At 64.3% G+C, this 16,421-nt stretch carries 13 protein-coding genes and 4 pseudogenes; 12 read left to right on the top strand and 5 right to left on the bottom strand.

The features are described 5' to 3' along the window. Positions 1–3 precede the first annotated feature (3 nt). Entirely contained in the window at positions 4–1,227 is a 1,224-nt protein-coding gene (locus AM590_RS16965; RefSeq protein WP_058828495.1) for a PQQ-binding-like beta-propeller repeat protein, read from the bottom strand. Further along, positions 1,224–2,513 carry a PQQ-binding-like beta-propeller repeat protein gene (locus AM590_RS16960; protein ID WP_058828494.1) on the bottom strand — a complete coding sequence of 430 codons (1,290 nt, stop codon included), beginning with the start codon at positions 2,511–2,513 and terminating at the stop codon, positions 1,224–1,226. Before AM590_RS16960 ends, AM590_RS16965 begins: the two co-directional genes overlap by 4 nt. A 128-nt stretch (positions 2,514–2,641) precedes the next feature. On the opposite strand from AM590_RS16960, the gene AM590_RS16955 reads away from it, so the two are divergent. The 5 genes from AM590_RS16955 to AM590_RS16935 all read left to right on the top strand — a co-directional run bounded on the left by AM590_RS16955 (position 2,642) and on the right by AM590_RS16935 (position 8,905). Next, the gene (locus AM590_RS16955; protein WP_058828493.1) at positions 2,642–3,832 is read left to right on the top strand and encodes a PQQ-binding-like beta-propeller repeat protein; all 1,191 of its coding nucleotides are present in this window, start codon (positions 2,642–2,644) and stop codon (positions 3,830–3,832) included. Further along, entirely contained in the window at positions 3,822–5,078 is a 1,257-nt protein-coding gene (locus AM590_RS16950; RefSeq protein ID WP_058828492.1) for a PQQ-binding-like beta-propeller repeat protein, read from the top strand. Before AM590_RS16955 ends, AM590_RS16950 begins: the two co-directional genes overlap by 11 nt. 193 nt (positions 5,079–5,271) lie before the next feature. Further along, positions 5,272–6,546: an RNA-guided endonuclease TnpB family protein gene (locus AM590_RS16945; RefSeq protein WP_058828491.1), complete on the top strand. Its 1,275-nt coding sequence runs from the start codon at positions 5,272–5,274 to the stop codon at positions 6,544–6,546. 106 nt (positions 6,547–6,652) lie between these two features. Next, positions 6,653–7,663 carry a HEAT repeat domain-containing protein gene (locus AM590_RS16940; RefSeq protein WP_058828490.1) on the top strand — a complete coding sequence of 337 codons (1,011 nt, stop codon included), beginning with the start codon at positions 6,653–6,655 and terminating at the stop codon, positions 7,661–7,663. A 195-nt stretch (positions 7,664–7,858) separates the two neighbouring features. After that, positions 7,859–8,905: a PAS domain-containing sensor histidine kinase gene (locus tag AM590_RS16935; RefSeq protein ID WP_058828489.1), complete on the top strand. Its 1,047-nt coding sequence runs from the start codon at positions 7,859–7,861 to the stop codon at positions 8,903–8,905. Between the two features lie 102 nt (positions 8,906–9,007). Here the strand turns inward: AM590_RS16935 and AM590_RS16930 are convergent, their stop codons facing one another. The 3 genes and pseudogenes from AM590_RS16930 to AM590_RS21465 all read right to left on the bottom strand — a co-directional run. Next, positions 9,008–9,862: an MBL fold metallo-hydrolase gene (locus AM590_RS16930; protein ID WP_058828488.1), complete on the bottom strand. Its 855-nt coding sequence runs from the start codon at positions 9,860–9,862 to the stop codon at positions 9,008–9,010. Positions 9,863–9,952: 90 nt separating this feature from the next. Beyond that, a pseudogene (locus tag AM590_RS16925) lies at positions 9,953–10,713 on the bottom strand (sensor histidine kinase); the annotation flags it as partial. Beyond that, positions 10,704–10,888: pseudogene (locus AM590_RS21465) on the bottom strand (hypothetical protein); the annotation flags it as partial. The pseudogenes AM590_RS16925 and AM590_RS21465, both read right to left, overlap by 10 nt. 71 nt (positions 10,889–10,959) lie before the next feature. On the opposite strand from AM590_RS21465, the gene AM590_RS16920 reads away from it, so the two are divergent. The 7 genes and pseudogenes from AM590_RS16920 to AM590_RS16895 form a co-directional block, all read left to right on the top strand. Next, entirely contained in the window at positions 10,960–11,331 is a 372-nt protein-coding gene (locus tag AM590_RS16920) for a helix-turn-helix domain-containing protein (RefSeq protein ID WP_058828487.1), read from the top strand. Positions 11,332–11,500: 169 nt separating this feature from the next. Continuing rightward, on the top strand, positions 11,501–12,682 hold the full coding sequence (locus tag AM590_RS16915) for a DUF3179 domain-containing (seleno)protein (RefSeq protein WP_157575480.1): 1,182 nt from the start codon (positions 11,501–11,503) through the stop codon (positions 12,680–12,682). Positions 12,683–13,075: 393 nt separating this feature from the next. After that, positions 13,076–14,125, top strand: coding sequence for a PQQ-binding-like beta-propeller repeat protein (locus AM590_RS20090; protein WP_082677756.1), 1,050 nt, complete (start codon positions 13,076–13,078; stop codon positions 14,123–14,125). Between the two features lie 191 nt (positions 14,126–14,316). Further along, positions 14,317–14,745: a CopG family ribbon-helix-helix protein gene (locus tag AM590_RS16910; protein WP_042665622.1), complete on the top strand. Its 429-nt coding sequence runs from the start codon at positions 14,317–14,319 to the stop codon at positions 14,743–14,745. Positions 14,746–15,097: 352 nt separating this feature from the next. Next, positions 15,098–15,466, top strand: a pseudogene (locus tag AM590_RS16905) (ABC transporter substrate-binding protein); the annotation flags it as partial. 128 nt (positions 15,467–15,594) lie between these two features. After that, the gene (locus AM590_RS16900; protein WP_004061476.1) at positions 15,595–15,897 is read left to right on the top strand and encodes a hypothetical protein; all 303 of its coding nucleotides are present in this window, start codon (positions 15,595–15,597) and stop codon (positions 15,895–15,897) included. Further along, positions 15,898–16,344: pseudogene (locus AM590_RS16895) on the top strand (hypothetical protein); the annotation flags it as partial. Between the last annotated feature and the right edge of the window lie 77 nt (positions 16,345–16,421).

The following is a 16,421-nucleotide window of genomic DNA, read 5'->3' as shown; positions in this document are numbered from 1 at the left end:
GGTCTAACTCAGTCGAACGACGGCGCTCCGGCCGGCGAAGTAGACGCCGCCTCCGGCGACGCTCGGGCCGATGTCGAAGCGTTGGCGTTTGTCTCCGATCAGTTCCTGTTGCGTACTCCCGGTGGGGGCGTCGAGGACGGTCATTGCGCCGCCTCCGTCGTCGTGCGTCGGGACGAACACCTTCCCCGCACCGACGGCGATGCCGCTCGCGTACCCCCCGGCGTAGTTCCGGTTGTCCCAACAGCGGGTCCCGTCAGCCAGCGCGAGCGTGACCAGTCGGTCGTCGGTCGCGACGTACACTCGACTGCCGTCGGTCGCGATGGTCTCGGGCCGCCTCGGGCGGCTTTCGTCCCTCGTCTTCCTCGGTTCGAGCCGATAGCGCCAGCGCTCCTCGCCGCTCTCGGCGTCGAATCCGAGCACGTTTCCGGCCGCTGTCCCGACGAGGACGGTCCCCTCGACGATCGAGACGTTACACGCGATTCGGGCGCTCGTCTTCGCGCGCCAGCGCTCCGTCCCGTCGGCCGTATCCAGCGCCCGGACGTAGGTGTCGTCACCGGCGGTGTAGACCGTGTCGCCGTCGACCGCGGGCGTCGAGTCGGAGGGGAACCCGGTCGCGGCCCGCCAGCGGGTCTCGCCGGTCGAACGCGCCAGCGCGTGGGTCGCCACGCCAGATTGGACGTAGACGGTGTCGCCCGCGACGATAGGACTCGCGCCGAAGATGCCGCCGTCGAGGTCTTCTCGCTTCCAGCGCCGGTCTCCCGTCGCCGCGTCGAACGCGTGGGTCTCCGCGTTGGTCACGACGACGAGCGTCCCGCCGCCGACTGCGGGCGCGGGTTCGGGGTCGGCGAGCGGTCTGGTCCACACTCGCTCGCCGGTCTCGGCGTCGACCGCGGAGAGTTCGTCGTCCATGTCGTGGACGTAGACGGTGTCGTCGGCGACGACCGGGACGTGGTGGCCGACGTAGGTCTCGACGGGCACCGTCCAGTCTATTCCGAGGTCGCCCTTGGGGATCGCCTCGGCCGCGACGGCTCCGGTGTTCGTCGCCGGGCCCATCACGCCGCGCCAGTCCGTCGTCGCGGGTTCGACGGGGTCGTACTTGGGGCACTCCCCGCTCGTCGGGTTGTGTTCCGACCGCGTTCCGAGACAGCCCGCCGCGCCGATGACGGCGGCGCTTCCGAGACTCGCCAAGAGCCGTCGCCGAGTCGGTCGCTTGCCGGTGTCGGTCATGCGACCTTCACCACCCCGTGGTGCGCGTGGGTCAGATACATCGCGTCCCCGGTGACGACCGGCGACGCCACCGGCCGCCTGTAGTACGGCTCGGCGAAGTAGTTCCCGCTCCGAAGCCACTCGTCGGCGTCGCCGCCCCACAGCCGCGTCCCGTCGGCGGCGGAGACCGCTCCGGTTCGGATGTAGACCCGCCCGTCGGCAACGGGGGGACGAGCGAGATACGGGAGTGCCGTCGGGTCGCGGTCGTAGCTCGGCGGCGCTTCGTTCACCACACGCCACTGTTCGACGCCCTCGCTCCGCGAGAGCGCGTAGAGGTTCTTCCCGCCGACATAGACTCGCTCGTCGTCGACCGTCGGCGGGCCTGCCACAGCCGAACCGGTTACGAACTGCCACCGCTGCTCGCCGGTGTCGGGGTCCAGCGCGTAGACGGTTCCGCCGACGGTCGCGTACAGCACGTCGTCGGTGACGGCGAGGCCGTTGGGTGACCGGCCGTACCGCCCGTCGAGCACCGTCCGCCAGCGCCGCCCGCCGCCGTGGTCGTAGCCGAGGACGACGACCGCCTCGCGCTCCCGCTCGAACGGCGTGAAGGCGGCATAGACGCCGCGGTCGTCGGCGACGGGCATCGTGGTTTCGACCGGTTCGTCCGGACCGACGAGGAGCTCCGTCGGCCCCGGTCTGTCAGCGGCCCACAGCCGACTCCCGTCGCTTCCGACGGCGTGCAGGCGACCGCTGCCGCTTTCGACGTACAGCCGGTCTCCGTACGCCATCGGCGTGCCGAGCCGGCCGCCGAGGTCCGCGGTCCACTCGCTTGACCCGTCACTTCCGACGGCGTGGAGCGTGCCGTCGTAACCGCCGATGACGACGGTTCCGGAGCCGTCACCGGCGACTGCGGGGCTGCCGCCGAGGCCGTCCGCGAAGCCTTCGACCCACTGGAGCGACCCGGATGCGGCGTCGATTGCGGCCAGTGGGCTCACGAAGTCGTCCGGCCTGTAATAGTGGGTAGCGAGCCCGGCGACGTAGACGGTGCCGTCGGCGACGACCGGCGGGGAGAGCGCGCCGTAGAGCGGTGGGTCGGCGGAACTCCGCGAGACGCTCCACGAGACGGTTCCCTCGGTCGGGCCGGCGGGCGCGTGACCCGTCGCCTGCGGGTCGTAGCCGGCGGTCGGCCACGCCGTCGTCGGCGCGTCGAACGTCGCGTCCGGGGTCGGCGGGGAACTACCACAGCCGGCGAGGCCACCCGCGAGCGCGGCTCCGCCCGCGGCCAGCACCTCTCGTCTGGAGAGCATACGCCCGCCGTCTCGGCGCGGGATAAAAACCTTCGTGGCTCCCCGCTCGGAGACCCGCCGGCCGCGGCCGGTCGCGCCGCCGTCGAAACCAACAGGAGTATTATCAGCCGGGCCACACGTCCTCGCTGATGCCCTCCTATTCGCGACGCGACGCGCTGAAGGCGATTCCGGCGCTCGCCGCCGGGCTCGCCGGCTGTGCGACCCTCACGGGCCACGACGATTCGCTCCCGATGCCGACCGCGTGGACGGCGGGCGTGCGAACTCCGACCCGCGCCTTGCGCCCGCCGTCCGGCCCCCTGCTCGTCGGAACCGGGAGCCCGTTTCACGCTGACCCGATGGTGTCCGCGCTCGACCCCGAGACCGGCGAGGAGCGATGGGCGGTGACCGGCCGGAAGGGCTATCGGTCGCCTCTCGGTGTCGACGACCACTACGCGTACCTGTTCTCGAAGACAGGGCGGGCCACGGCGGTCGATTACGAGGCGGGCGAGCGAGCGTGGAACACCGGGTTGGCGGGCGTCGACAGAGCCGACTCGGGCGTCGTTCAGTACCCGCCCGTCGTCGCCGACGACACCGTCGTCTTCCCCATCTCGGGCACGGAAAACGACGTGGTGGACCGACTGCTCGGGCTGTCCCGCGAGGAGGGCGACCGACGCTTCCGCGCCGAGCTTCCGTCCTCGCTCGCCGGTGCGCCCGCCGCCGCACCTGCCGGCGACGGCTCCGATGCCGGCGTCGTCGCGCCTGTCCTCGACGGAACGCTCCGTCGGTTCGCCACCGATGGCTCCGAATCGTGGCGCGTCGACGTGGGTCCGTCGCCGTCGTCGGTGACGGTCACCGGTGACACCGTCTTCGTCGGGAGCGCGACCGAGGAACTGCTGGCGCTCGACGCGGCGACCGGCGAGGTTCGGTGGCGCGCGCCGCTCCAAAACACCGTGTTCGCCCGGCCGCTCGTCTCCGACGGCCGCGTGTATGTCGGCGGCGCGGACTACTTCCTGTACGCCTTCGACGCCGAGTCGGGAACCCGGCTGTGGCGGCGCGAACTGGCCGGCCCCGTGACCTGCGGGCCGACCCGCGTCGGCGACCGACTGGTGACCGTCGTGGGGTCGGATATCCTCGTCCGGGGGCACAGCGGGACCGTCCCGTTCGACCCGACCGCGCTGTACGTCCACGCGACCGACGGCACTCTCCTCGGCGACTACCGGTTCGAGGGCTACCAAGACGGCGGCACGGTGAACTGGGCCGTCACAGCGGGCGACGGCGTCTACCTCGGACAGGAGTGGCAACTCGCCCGCCTCGACTCGGAGGTGCTCGATGCCGAGTGAGCGCTCGGGGCGGACGGAGTCGGACGGAACCCGGGACCGAAACGTCTCCCGCCGCGAGGTGCTCGGCGGCCTTGCGGCCGTCGGCTCGCTCGCCATCGCCGGCTGTAGCGCGATTCCGGATCTCGGCGGGAGACGGCCGGTCTGGCGACGCGACATCGACGGGGCGTTCATGGCCGGTCCGCCCGCCGTCACCGATGACCTCGTCCTCACCGGGATGCAGGACAAGGCGCTGTACGGCCTGCGGCGCGAGGACGGGTCGACTGCACTCCGGTTCGAGACGGGCGGCCCGATAGAGACGCGCCCCGTCGCCCCGCCGTCCGGCGGCCCGTACCACGTCCACAGCACCGACGGCGACCTCTACGCCGTCGATTCCTCGGGCGACGAACTGTGGCGGGACGAGGGCACGGCCCACCGAGCGCGGCTCGTCCGCACCGAGTCGCTCGTCGCCGAACTCGACTTCGCGGGCCCGGAGAACACGCTCACGGGCTACGACCCGCAGACCGGCGACCGACGCTTCGAACTGGCCGTCTCGTCGTATTTCCTCGACGGCCTCACCGACGACTCGGTCGTGGTTCGCGTGCCGGTGAGCGAGACCGAATCGCGCGTCGTCTCGCTCTCGCCGTCGGATGGGAGCGTCCGGTGGCGGACCGAACCTGAGCGGTGGCTCCCAAACGTGGCCGCGGACTCCCGACTCGTCGTCGCCGTGTGGGACGGGACGCTGGTGGCTTACGAACCCTCGGACGGAAACGTTCGGTGGCGAACCCCCATCGGCGACGCCGGGCGCACGATGGTCCTCGGGTCGCAGGTGTACCTCACTCGCAACCGGGCGGACGGGCACGCGGAACTGCTCGCGTTTGACCGCGAGACGGGAGAGAAACTATGGGCGAACCCCGCGGGCTATATGATTCGGACGGTCGAGACCACGAACGACGCGGTGTTCGTCGGGAGCCGCGTCGACGACCCCGACGGCGGGATTCTCGGCCGAGTCGACTGCTTCGGCCGCGACGGCACGCGGCGGTGGCACACCGTGACCGGACTCCCGTCGCTCGACTCGCTCGCCGTCACGGATTCTCGTGTCGTCCCCGCTTGGGACCGGGGCTTCGAGGTTTTGGCCCGAGAGACTGGCGAGACGCGGTGGGCGTACGAACCCGAATCGCACAGCCGGCTTTCGCTCCGCGTCGAGTCGGCGTCGGTGTTCGCCTCGTACGTCGGCGACGGCACAGTCGCGCGGTTCCCGCTGGACTGAGTCCCGCTCGGCGTTGGCGGCGCGCGGCGCACCCACCAACTTATACAGAATCAAGGAGAATACCTGCGCCTTTAGGCGCAGGATGAATCCGACAATACCCTACACCAACCACCGTTCGATGGTAAGCCGGATATTCCACGTCAACCGCCACTATTAACAAAACGGCATTCATAACCAGTTATGAAGACAGAAAATGAGTCGAACCATCCGAACCTTCGAGGCCACGATCACGAACCAGCAACAGGTTCGTGACGACCTCAACCAACTCGGATGGGCCGCCTCAAAACTCTGGAACGTCGGTCGCTACTACGCACAAGAACAGTGGGACGAAACGGGCGAGATTCCCGATGACGGGGAACTCAAAGCCGAACTCAAAAGCCACGAACGCTACACGGACTTGCATTCTCAATCCAGTCAGCGCGTTCTCGAAGAACTCGCTGAAGCGTTCAACGGCTGGTTCGGCAAGCGTCAGAACGGCGACGACCGTGCTCGACCGCCCGGCTACCGCAAAAACGGAGACTCCCACCCACGTTCAACCGTGTCGTTCAAAGCGGCTGGCTTCAAACACGATGCACAGTTCACCCGTGTTCGCCTCTCGAAAGGCCGCAACCTCAAAGAACACCGCTCAGACTTCATACTGTGCGAGTACCAGACTCGCCCAGATGTTGACCTAACCGAGTGGGATATTCAACAGGTTCGCGCCGTCTACAAACGCGACGAGTGGCGACTTCAGTTCGTCTGTCGCACCACTATCGACCCGGAACCATCGGGTGACGAGGTGGCTGGTGTTGACCTTGGGATTTGCAACTTTGCCGCCGTCTCGTTCGGTGGCGAGTCGGTGTTGTACCCCGGTGGCGCACTCAAAGAGGACGAATACTACTTCACGAAAAAGAAGGCCAAGTGCGACGATTCCTCGTCCCGTGAGGCGACTTGTCTTGACCGGAAGCGGACTGGTCGCCGGACACACTTCTTACACTCCCTCTCGAAAGCAATCGTGGAACAGTGTGTCGAACGAGATGTCGGGATGCTTGTCGTTGGTGACCTCGGCGGCATTCGAGAGGATGACGAGACGGGCGACTCTCGGAATTGGGGCGACCACGGCAACCTCGACTTACACGGGTGGGCGTTCGACCGCTTCACAACGCTTCTCGACTACAAGGCGGAAGCGGAAGGCATCGACGTGGAGTTGGTGTCGGAACGCGATACGTCGAAGTCATGTTCAGTGTGTGGTCACACAGACAAGAATCAGCGCGTTGAACGTGGACTGTACGTGTGTGAGGAGTGCGAGACGGTGGCGAACGCGGACGTGAATGGTGCGGAGAATATTCGACAAAAGGTACTCCCGAGTCTCGCCACGGATGGCGGTGATAGGGATAACGGCTGGTTGGCACAGCCAGCGGTTCACCTGTTCGACCGTAGTGAGGGTGTTTTCGCCCCACGAGAACAGGTTGCTCACCGCGAACCGTAATATCCCAACTCAGCGGTGCGGTGCCGTGGGATTCCCGCGTCTTCAGGCGCGGGAGGATGTCAATGCTGTACCGAAGGGATACTGCGCCAACGAGGAGCACGAACCGATGGACGACACACGCCACGCACCCCCGCTGGAGCGCCTCGTCGAATCAGTCGAAGACAGCACCTACGAGGCGGTGAGCGGGGCGCTCGGGGAGCTTCGAACGGCGTCGGCCGAGGACCGGAAACAGGCGCTCCGAGCGCTTCGACGTCTCGCCGACGACCGCCCGACTGCGTTCGAGTCGTTCCTCCCCGACGTCACGCCGTTTCTCACCGACGACGACCGCGCCGTCCGATTGCTGACTGCGAAGGCGCTCGTCACGGTCGCGGCGGCCGCTCCCGACGCGGTCGCTCCCGCCATTCCGTCGCTCGCCGAGCGACTCGCCGACGAGGACGAGTTCTACTACGTCCGCGCCCGGTCGGCCGAGGCGCTGGGCTACGTCGCGCTCGAACACCCCGACGCGGTCGCTTCGCCGGCAGTGCTCGCGGACCTCCGCGTCGGCCTCTCGTTCGACGAACCCGAGGTGAAACAGAAGTTGGCGAAGGCGCTCGAATGCGTCGCGCTCGGCGACCCCGGCCGGCTCCGCCACCGCGTCTCGGCGCTCGCTGAACACCTCGACGACGGTGACGAACTGGTTCGCTATCACCTCTGTACGGCGGTGGTGGTCGTCGGCTGCGGCGCGCCGGGTTCAATCGCCGAGGCTCGGACGGCGCTCTCGGCTCGACTCGCCGACGAGAACGCCTTCGTCCGGGGGCGCGCCGCCGAGGCACTCGGACTGTTGGCCCGCGGGGGCGGCGAGGCGGTTCGGGTACCGGACTCGGTGCTCGACGCGGAATCCGACGAGGCGGCTGCGTTCGTCGCCGAACGGGTCCGGTTTCTCCGGGCTGCGTCGGCGGGAGGCTCCACGGAGTCACCGGCCGAAGGCGTTGGGTCGCTGGCCGGCGTCCGAGACACGACCGACGACGCGGTCACGGAGATTACGTCGTCAGACGCCGACGGGGAGTGTCCCCACTGCGGCGTCGACCTCCCCGAGGGCGCGCCGCCGATGTGTCCGAGTTGCGTCGCTCCGTACTGAAGGTCGAGAGAGCGGTACTTCCCGTGTTCTCCGAGAGCCACCGCGTCTCGTCGTCGACGGCGGTGAGCGTCGTCGGGTGCTATTTTGCTCGTCCACGAAGGGGTCTCACGCTTCAGGCTGGAGCTTTGTCGCGGGTTACTCCGCCGTCTGACTCCGTGACCGGTACTTATTCGACTTGCCCCGAAACACCCCTGTATGCGTAACAGCTCGCTTGGCCGACGGCGCGATTTCCAGGACCTGTTCGACCAGCTTGACGGGGTCGCGCTTTGGACGGTGTCCACCCCTGGCGAGTTTGACTATATCAGCGCCGGCTTCGAAGACATCTGGGGGATTCCACCCGATGACGTCGTGGATGACATCACGCGGTTGCTCGACGCCATCCATCCCGAGGACCGCGACCGGGTGCGACAGCACATCGAGGCCTCGGCCCAAGGGGCCCACGACGAAGCGTACGAGGGTCGCGTCGTCCGACCCGACGGGTCGGTTCGCTGGGTGCTGACGCGGCAGGTGCTCCTCCGCGATGACGACGGCGACGTCTCGGAGGTCGTCGGTATCTGTACGGACATCACGGAGCAGAAACGCCGGGAGCGAGAACTCGAACTGCTGAACCGAATCGTCCGCCACGACATCCGCAACGATATGGGAGTCGTACTCGGGTGGGCCGAGACACTCGAAGACCACGTCGATGCCAGCGGGAGCGAGTACCTCCAGAAAATTCTCGACAGCGGTGAGCACGTCGTCGGACTCACCGAGGTCGCGCGCGACTACGTTGAGACGGTCGTATCGGACGATAGTCTCACCATCGCGTCGGTCCCGCTTCGCTCGATCCTCGAAACCGAGCTATCGCTCCGCGAGGAGTCTTTCCCGGAGGCGACGTTCGTAGTCGAGGGGACGATACCCGACGTCGAGGTCGCCGGGAATAGCATGCTCAGTTCGGTGTTTCGGAACCTCCTGAACAACGCGGTCCAACACAACGACACGGACGCACCTCGCGTCGAGGTCTCGTGTACGGTCCGAGCGGACGACGTCGAGATTCGAATCGCCGACAACGGGCCGGGAATCCCCGACGACAAGAAAGACATCGTGTTCGGAAAAGGTGAGCGAGGTCTCGAGAGCCCCGGCACGGGCATTGGACTCTACCTCGTCGACACCTTGGTCACGCAGTACGGTGGCGAGGTATGGGTCGAAGACAACGAACCGACCGGGAGCGTCTTCGTCGTTGAACTTCCGCGCACCGACTGACTCGACTGCGGTTTCTGCGGTACAGTACGACATCGCCCTTGAGGTGGGGGCGCTGCGCGACATCGCCGTGAGGGCAGAAGCACTCGGAGACGGGTTGGAGATTCACTCACCGCCGAGGCGCGCCGGTGGGACGACACCCGGTCGGTCGAGTCGGAAGCGGTCGCCGACTTCGACCTCCTCGATTACGTGCGGGTACTCGAACGTCGTCGCCGCCTTCGAGAGCGCGCCGGGGTTGGCGTGAATCGACCGCCAGCGCCGCCAGTGCTCGGGAATCAGGCGGTCGATGCCGAGCGCGTTCGCGGCCTCGACCATCTCGTCCGCGTCGTTGTAGAGTTTGCGCGTGATGACCTCGCCGTCTTCGACGACGCGGGCGTCAGTGCCGTAGGAGAGCATCCCGAGGTCGATGTCGAACTCCGAACCAATCTCGTGGAACGCCTCGCAGGGACGGTTGTCGCCGCCGTGGAAGATGGTACCCGTCTCGTGCTCGATAACGTACGTCACCGTGCCGTCCGCGTCTGGGTCGTACCCGCCTCTGACGTGGACCGTGAGGTCGCCGACCTCGTAACTATCGCCGGGTTCGACGACGGTCCGCTTCGCCTCGCCGATTGCGCTCACGTCGAAGTTTTCGAAGCACTCGACGGGTGCGTGAACAGCGCCGCCGTGGTCGAGAAGCGGTCCGAACGAGGGCGGCCAGAAGTGGTCGCGGTGGTCGTGGGTGCAGAAGACCGCGTCGCAGGCGTCCGCCCACTGCGGCTCCATCGGCACCGGCGACATCCGCGCGACGTACTCGCGGTCCCGCTCGGTACTGAAGTACGGGTCGATGTAGATGGCAGTCTCCGGCGTCCGTATCGCCCAGCCGGCGACGCCGAGATACCACAGCGAGACCCCCTCCTCGACATCGACACCGTTGAGTTCCTCTCGCGCCCACCATTCGCCCCAATCGCTCGTAATCGTCATCGGACGCTCCGCGCCGCGCTGTCGGATTCGCCGTGATAGTACATGTGACAGCGGTCCGCACGGGTCCTGTAAAAACTTCCGACGCGGGGTTCAGTCGTCGCCAGCAGCGAACGTGACTCCCGTAATCTCGAATCGTGCCCCGCCAGTATCTGATTCGGTGACGCTGACGCTCCACCCGTGGGCCTCGGCGACCTGCTTGACGATAGCGAGCCCGAATCCGTGCCCGTACGTGAGGTTGTGTGGCCGGCCTCGAAGATGGTGTCGCGGCGCTCGACTGGGATGCCGACACCGTCGTCTTCCACGTAGAACCCGCCCGAGAATTCACCGACCGTCACCGCCACGCCCTCTCCACCGTGTTCGATGCTGTTCCTGATGAGGTTCTCGACGAGCTGTTGGAGCCGGCTTCGGTCGGCGATGACCGTCGCCGTCAACTCTGTCTGGAGTTCAGCGCCGGCCGTTTCGATGGTCCTCCAGCAGTTGGAGACGAGCGGATCCAAGGACACCGGTTCCAGTTCACCGACGTTGTCACCCCTTCGGGCGAGTGTGAGCAGATCCTCGATGAGGTCGTCGATGCGGTCTAACGCCCGCGCGGCGGTCGCAAGACGGTCGCTTTCGTGGTCTTGGCGGGCCAGTTCCACGTTCCCTGCGGCCACGTTTAGCGGGTTCCGGAGGTCGTGGCTGACGACGCTCGCAAACTCGCTCAGCCGCTCGTTTTGGTGCTGGTGCTGTTGCTCTCGCTCGCGTTGCTCGGTCGTGTCGCGATACATCCAGAGGTGGCCGGTCCCCTCGGGGAGTTCGATCGGTTCGTAGCTTCGGTTGAGCGTCCGACCGTTCGTCAGGGCGACTGTTTGAACTCCTTCCGCGTCCCGACATCGTAGGTTGCCTGCCACTCCTCGATCTCGCCGGTGAGTCGAAGCCAACTCGTTCCGCAACTCCTCGCGCGTGTTCTCCCGATGAGCGTGCAGACCTCCTCGAAACGGTGTCAGGAATACGTGGTTGACAGCGTGTCGTCTCCTGGCCTCGAACACCGTGGAAACTGTCCACCGTCGCAGGTGTCACGGGCAAGATTATGTTCTCAGCACCGGATACCGAGACGTATGGACCAAGCGGACAACGAATTCGTCTTCGACCCGGTCTTCGAAGGCGAGGGAATGCCGGTTACCGACGTGATAGGGTTGACCCGCCGCAAGTGGACTCGGACGATTATCGAGCGGTTGCTCGTCGAGGACGGACTCCGGTATAACGAACTCAACGAACGCATCGATGGTATCTCGGACAAAGTGCTCTCGGAGTCGCTTGAGGCGCTCGAGGAACATCATCTCGTTCGGCGTACTGTCATCGATGACCGACCCGTCAAGGTGGAATACTCGCTGACCGAGGCCGGAACCGCGTTAGAGCAGGTGATCGAAGCTGTCGACGAGTGGACGGACAGCTATCTTGATTATCTCGATCAACTCGAAACATCGTAGTTCCTGTTATCTCACTACTTCAGTAGCGGGTAGCACCTCTGTTTCCGTCGAACCCCTCACGTTGTCTTCGAAGACGCCCGGCAGGACTCACCTCGCAGTAACTCCCTTTCGAGAGACACTGTAACTGAGTTCGATACCCCTTCCTAACTTATCAGTTAGATTATATTTATTGCTGTTCCTCGCCGTTGTTCAGACGAGGAATCAATTGATGGAGATAATCCACGGCTTCGACTCGGAGTTCATCCCCAGTATTACCACACCACGGTTCGTCACGGACTACGCGGGCGATCCGAACGACGAGGTTCTCGTCGTCGAGACAGACGAGAGTGCACGGGCGTATCCAATCCCGATTCTCGACCTCCACCATATGGTCAACGACACGGTCGATGGTACGCCGGTTCTCGTAGCGTGGTGTCCGCTCTGTGGGAGCGGTGTCGTATACGAGCGGACGATCGAGAAACAGGAGCTCACGTTCGAGTTCGCCGGGAAACTCGCTGACAACAACTTCGTCATGCGCGATATCGAGACGGGGACGGAGTGGAAGCAGTCGACCGGTGAGGGGCTCAGCGGTGACCTCGAAGGGGTGACGCTGCCGCTTCAGTCGGCACGCATGACGACGTGGAACTCGTTCCAAGACGCGTATCCAGCCGGCGTCGTGCTGGCCCCGCCCGAAGAGCCGACACCGTATCTGTTCTACCGGTTCGAGAAGACCGCCACTCGTTTGATTTCGAACCCTGCAGGACGGGAGTTCCTTGACGGCGTCTCCAAGTTCGTCCGTGCTGCCAACCTCGCTCGAGACCCCCAACACGGCTCCAGCGACGTCAGCATTCGTCCATTTTTCCGTCTGATGCAGGCGGGTGTCGAACTGTCGGATTGGGTGCTCGGACGGTCCGAGAGGAGTGTTCAGTACGATGGCGAACCGATGGCGCTCTACGAGAGCGGTCGTGTGTTCGGCTTTCCTCCCGTCCATGGTGGGACCCGAGAATGGGACAACCAGGGGCTCGATGGGCTCCGGGCAAAAACGCGGGTCCTTGGCGTTTCGACCGACGGTGCCGCGCTCGGCTTCCCGAGGCCACATGTCGAGGCCGCTGACGGCGTCGTCCGGGCGACCGTGGGGGAGACCGATGTCGTCGTGTTTGCGACCGACGACGAACTCGTTGCGTATGACGCGCCGGGGTTCAGCTTCGAAGCAACCGACGACCCCGACCGCTTCGTGGGAGACGGGGCCAAGTGGGACGTCGCAACCGGGGAGAGTACGGACGGGCGGACTCTCAGTCGGCTCCCTGCCCGCTGGACCTTCGCGTTCTCGTGGCAGAGCGACCACGAAACCGCACGACTCTACGGCTGTTGACATCCTCTCGCGACTGAAGACGTCCCCCGAACGCTCTGCGTTCTGACATCCCGAAACCCACCGGATTCCGACGAGTCCGCAGGGTCGATGGGCTGACGAGATGTGAACGAGACGCAACGCGTCTCGTCAGCTCGGGAAGCCCGAACGTTGGGGTAGTACGGTTCGAAATGCTCCCGTTCGCTCCGTGCGAAACGCCTCGGAGGTGAGTAACCGCGCTTCCGATTCGTGGATACCCCCGAAGTTACGTATTTCCTGAGAGAATTGGCTGCCGTGCCCTCCCACACGCGCCGCCAACTCCTCACAGCCCTCGGTTCGACAGGTGTTGCGCTTGCTGGCTGTCTCTCGCCGTCTCGCCCCTCGGGAGACCTCGGAGACGTCGACGGAACGTGGCCGATGAGCGGTCGAAACCCCGGTCATACTCGACGGGTGGCATCGGGTCCGAGGGACCCGAAGACGGTCTGGCAAACCGACCTCAGTCAGGTACGCGCTACTGGAACACCGGCAGTCGACGCCGGACGACTATACGTCCCCGTCGATGCGATTTCCGATACGGCACGCCATCGGTACCGGCTTCACTCGTTGAGCGCAGCGACAGGCGAGGAACGGTGGCAGGTGCCACTTCGCTCGGAGCCGAATGGGCCACCCGCAGTAGCTGGTGACCACATCGTCGTGACGGCTAAACGGGGACTCGAACAGGGTCGTATCGTCGCATTTCGAAAGCGGTACGGCGAGGAGGACTGGCTCGTCGACATCGACGCCCGCCTCACGGCGGCACCCACGATTGATGGTGGAACGGTCTACGTCCCCGATTGGAGCGGCCGGGTCCACGCACTATCGGCATGGGACGGGTCCGTGCAGTGGTCACAACAGGTAGGCGCAGCGGCTGGTGGACGAACGTTCACCGAACCGGTCGCCGTTCTCGGCGACACGCTCTATCTCGGTTCGCAGTCGGGGTCTACCGGCGTGGTCGCGTTGGACGCCGCAACTGGTGACACAGAATGGGAAGCATACACGCGGGCCGTGACTGGGGGACCAGTGGCGCATTCGAAGGGAGTCGTTGTGCAGAGTCACCAACTCGTAACTGCGTTCGACACGGATGGTACACGTCAGTGGTCGTTCAATGTCCGCGGTCCAAGGGCACGGCCCCTCGCGGTCGATGGTCAGCACGTTTACGTGTCCGCTGGGAACGCGGTCTACGCGGTCGACTGGAACGGGGAGGAGTCTTGGACACACGAATCAGACGGAGACTCGGTTGGAGCGCCGACTGTAGCCGGCGATACTGTTCTCTTCCGAAGCGAAGGGCAACTCACCGCGCTCTCTCGAGCAACCGGAGACGAGCGATGGACCACGACTCCAGGTGGCGTCAGTCGCGCCATCGTGACTCCAGCGGCGGTTTTTATGCCCGAATCGGACGGAGCCGTGGTTGCACTTGGGGAGACGTAGGAGGACAGTCCAGTAGACCAGTGACAGTAGCTGAGACCGGGCTACTCAGCGCGGAAGACCGGTGCTGGTTGCGCTTTACCGGTGGCCGAAACTCGTGTCCTTTCCAAACGACGTTGTCTCGTCGGAACCCTTCATCACTCCATCCCAATCGAATAATAAGGTTTAATATTTGATGCCGGCTTAATTGTTATATGGCCGTCGTTAGCGTCTCGATGCCGGAAGAACTACTTGAGCGAATCGACCAGTTTTCGGACGACCACGGATATACTGGCCGGAGCGAAGTGCTCCGAGAGGCGAGTCGGAACCTCCTCGGTGAGTTCGAGGACAAGAAACTTGAAGACCGCGAACTGATGGGCGTCGTTACCGTCGTCTTCGATTACGAGACGACGAGCGTCGAAGAGAAGATGATGCGACTTCGCCACGAGTACGAGGACATCGTTGCGTCGAACTTCCACAGTCATGTCGGCGGGCACCACTGTATGGAATTGTTCGTTCTCGAGGGATCGCTCGAAGATATCTCGACGTTCGTCGGGAAGATCAGAGCGACGAAAGACACGCTTACGATCGATTATTCGGTACTTCCGGTCGACGACTTCGGTCCGCTCGCGGATATGAGCTAACTTCGCTTTTCACGTTCGGATATCCCAGACTGACATCTCCGTCCGCTGTAGGCGGAGAAATAGCGCTATAGTCGGATATCGTGGTTTGCAGTCCGATTCGTGTCTGAGAGTGGAGCCGATTCCAACCTCAGCACTTCGAGTTTCTCGTGCCAGTGAGGTCCGAGATGAACGGTCAAACGGCCGTACACACCGGACGAGTCTCTCATACTGACTCACTTCTTCGACTCACCGCTCTCGTACTACGGCCACCAGCGACTTCTTCGACGTTGACCCGACCATCGGGAACTGATATTAACGACACATCTCTAAATCACAGTTGTTATTATACTCTGTTCTAAAGTTAACAACAACGATGGTCGAACTCACGCGACGAAGATTGCTCCAGAAAGCGGGTGTAAGCACGGTCGCTGCGACGGGAATCGCTGGCTGTCTCGGTCAAAGTGGTGGGTCACTCGACTCTGTGACCGTCGCGTACGTCCCGATTTACCCGAACATACAACACTACGTGATGGAACAAGAGGGCTACTACGAGGAGGTTCCAGCGGAGGTCTCAATAGAGCGGTTCAGCTCTGGCCCCAGCGTCGTCAAGGCATTCGCCAGCGGGGACGTCGACGTCGCGCTTTTCGGTATCACCCCTGCGATGGTTCTCGCCGACAAAGGGACCGACGCCGGTATCCTCGCGGCAAATTCGAGAAACGGCTTCAAGGTCATGGGGACGACCGCACAGAAGATGTGGCAGGCCAGTTGATCGGCCACATCACTGACTGATACCTGCCTTGTCCGGCCCGAGTGAGGCTCACACTGTACACACGAAAACGACTAAGTGAGTTGGCTCACAATGTACACATCATGAGCACCGAGAAGAAACGCGTGCAGTTTCGGGCCCCCAATCGGCTCATCGACCGGGCGGATGCACTGGCCGCAGTCCTCGGGGAAGACCGAACAGACGTCCTCGTGACTGCGCTTCGGGAGTACCTCCAAGACGCCGCTCACGACGACACACTCGTCCAGGAAATTGCCGACGCCTATTACGACGACGAGATTACCTTCGAGCAACTCAAAGCGCTCGTCGGCGCCGAGGAGGCGGCCAACCTCCGGGTGTTGAAACAACAACTGGACGAGGACTTCATCGACGAGGTTGCCGACGTATAGATGGCGCAGCTTATCGCAGACGCCTCCGCCCTCGTGAGTCTCGGGGTCGTTACTGGCGACGAGCCCGATCCACTCGCACTTTGTCTTTCTCGGTACGAGGTCGTCGTCCCAACGGCGGTCATCGATGAACTCCGTGAGATCGCCTCCTATGATGATGTCCATGGGCACGCTGCGTCCGCCGTCCTCGATCAAACGGAGTCATTCACGACACAGTCGGTCGACCTCGATGCTGAGTTTCCGCTCGATGACGGTGAGAACGCGGCGGTCACCCTCGCAAACAAGCTCGATGCTGGGCTCTTCCTCTGCGACGAGTTCAACCAACTGGGCTTGATCCACGCCTCACTCGCTGATACCCGACTCGTCACGACGCCGACGCTCCTCTCGGTTCTCGTTCGAACTGAACAGCTCTCAGCTGCAGAGGCACGGTTGCTCCTCGAGAGGGTGTCATAGAAGAGTTCTCACACCGTGATCACGGTACTTCCCGGATTGTCTCCACGTTCGTAGTTGGTGATTGCGACGACGAG

Origin of the sequence: Haloferax sp. Q22, from assembly GCF_001482285.1 — an archaeon.
In the GTDB taxonomy this organism is placed as follows: domain Archaea; phylum Halobacteriota; class Halobacteria; order Halobacteriales; family Haloferacaceae; genus Haloferax.
Note: the sequence above shows the minus strand (reverse complement) of the source record. Positions and strands in the feature narration are given on the sequence as shown.

What these genes read in the sequence shown, in the direction of transcription:
- AM590_RS16945 (WP_058828491.1), top strand. Translation starts at nt 5,272, where the DNA reads ATGAGTCGAACCATCCGAACCTTCGAGGCCACGATCACGAACCAGCAA.
- AM590_RS16900 (WP_004061476.1), top strand. Translation starts at nt 15,595, where the DNA reads ATGAGCACCGAGAAGAAACGCGTGCAGTTTCGGGCCCCCAATCGGCTC.
- AM590_RS16955 (WP_058828493.1), top strand. Translation starts at nt 2,642, where the DNA reads ATGCCCTCCTATTCGCGACGCGACGCGCTGAAGGCGATTCCGGCGCTC.
- AM590_RS16960 (WP_058828494.1), bottom strand. Translation starts at nt 2,513, where the DNA reads ATGCTCTCCAGACGAGAGGTGCTGGCCGCGGGCGGAGCCGCGCTCGCG.
- AM590_RS16930 (WP_058828488.1), bottom strand. Translation starts at nt 9,862, where the DNA reads ATGACGATTACGAGCGATTGGGGCGAATGGTGGGCGCGAGAGGAACTC.
- AM590_RS16935 (WP_058828489.1), top strand. Translation starts at nt 7,859, where the DNA reads ATGCGTAACAGCTCGCTTGGCCGACGGCGCGATTTCCAGGACCTGTTC.
- AM590_RS16910 (WP_042665622.1), top strand. Translation starts at nt 14,317, where the DNA reads ATGGCCGTCGTTAGCGTCTCGATGCCGGAAGAACTACTTGAGCGAATC.
- AM590_RS16965 (WP_058828495.1), bottom strand. Translation starts at nt 1,227, where the DNA reads ATGACCGACACCGGCAAGCGACCGACTCGGCGACGGCTCTTGGCGAGT.
- AM590_RS16940 (WP_058828490.1), top strand. Translation starts at nt 6,653, where the DNA reads ATGGACGACACACGCCACGCACCCCCGCTGGAGCGCCTCGTCGAATCA.
- AM590_RS16920 (WP_058828487.1), top strand. Translation starts at nt 10,960, where the DNA reads ATGGACCAAGCGGACAACGAATTCGTCTTCGACCCGGTCTTCGAAGGC.
- AM590_RS16950 (WP_058828492.1), top strand. Translation starts at nt 3,822, where the DNA reads ATGCCGAGTGAGCGCTCGGGGCGGACGGAGTCGGACGGAACCCGGGAC.
- AM590_RS20090 (WP_082677756.1), top strand. Translation starts at nt 13,076, where the DNA reads ATGAGCGGTCGAAACCCCGGTCATACTCGACGGGTGGCATCGGGTCCG.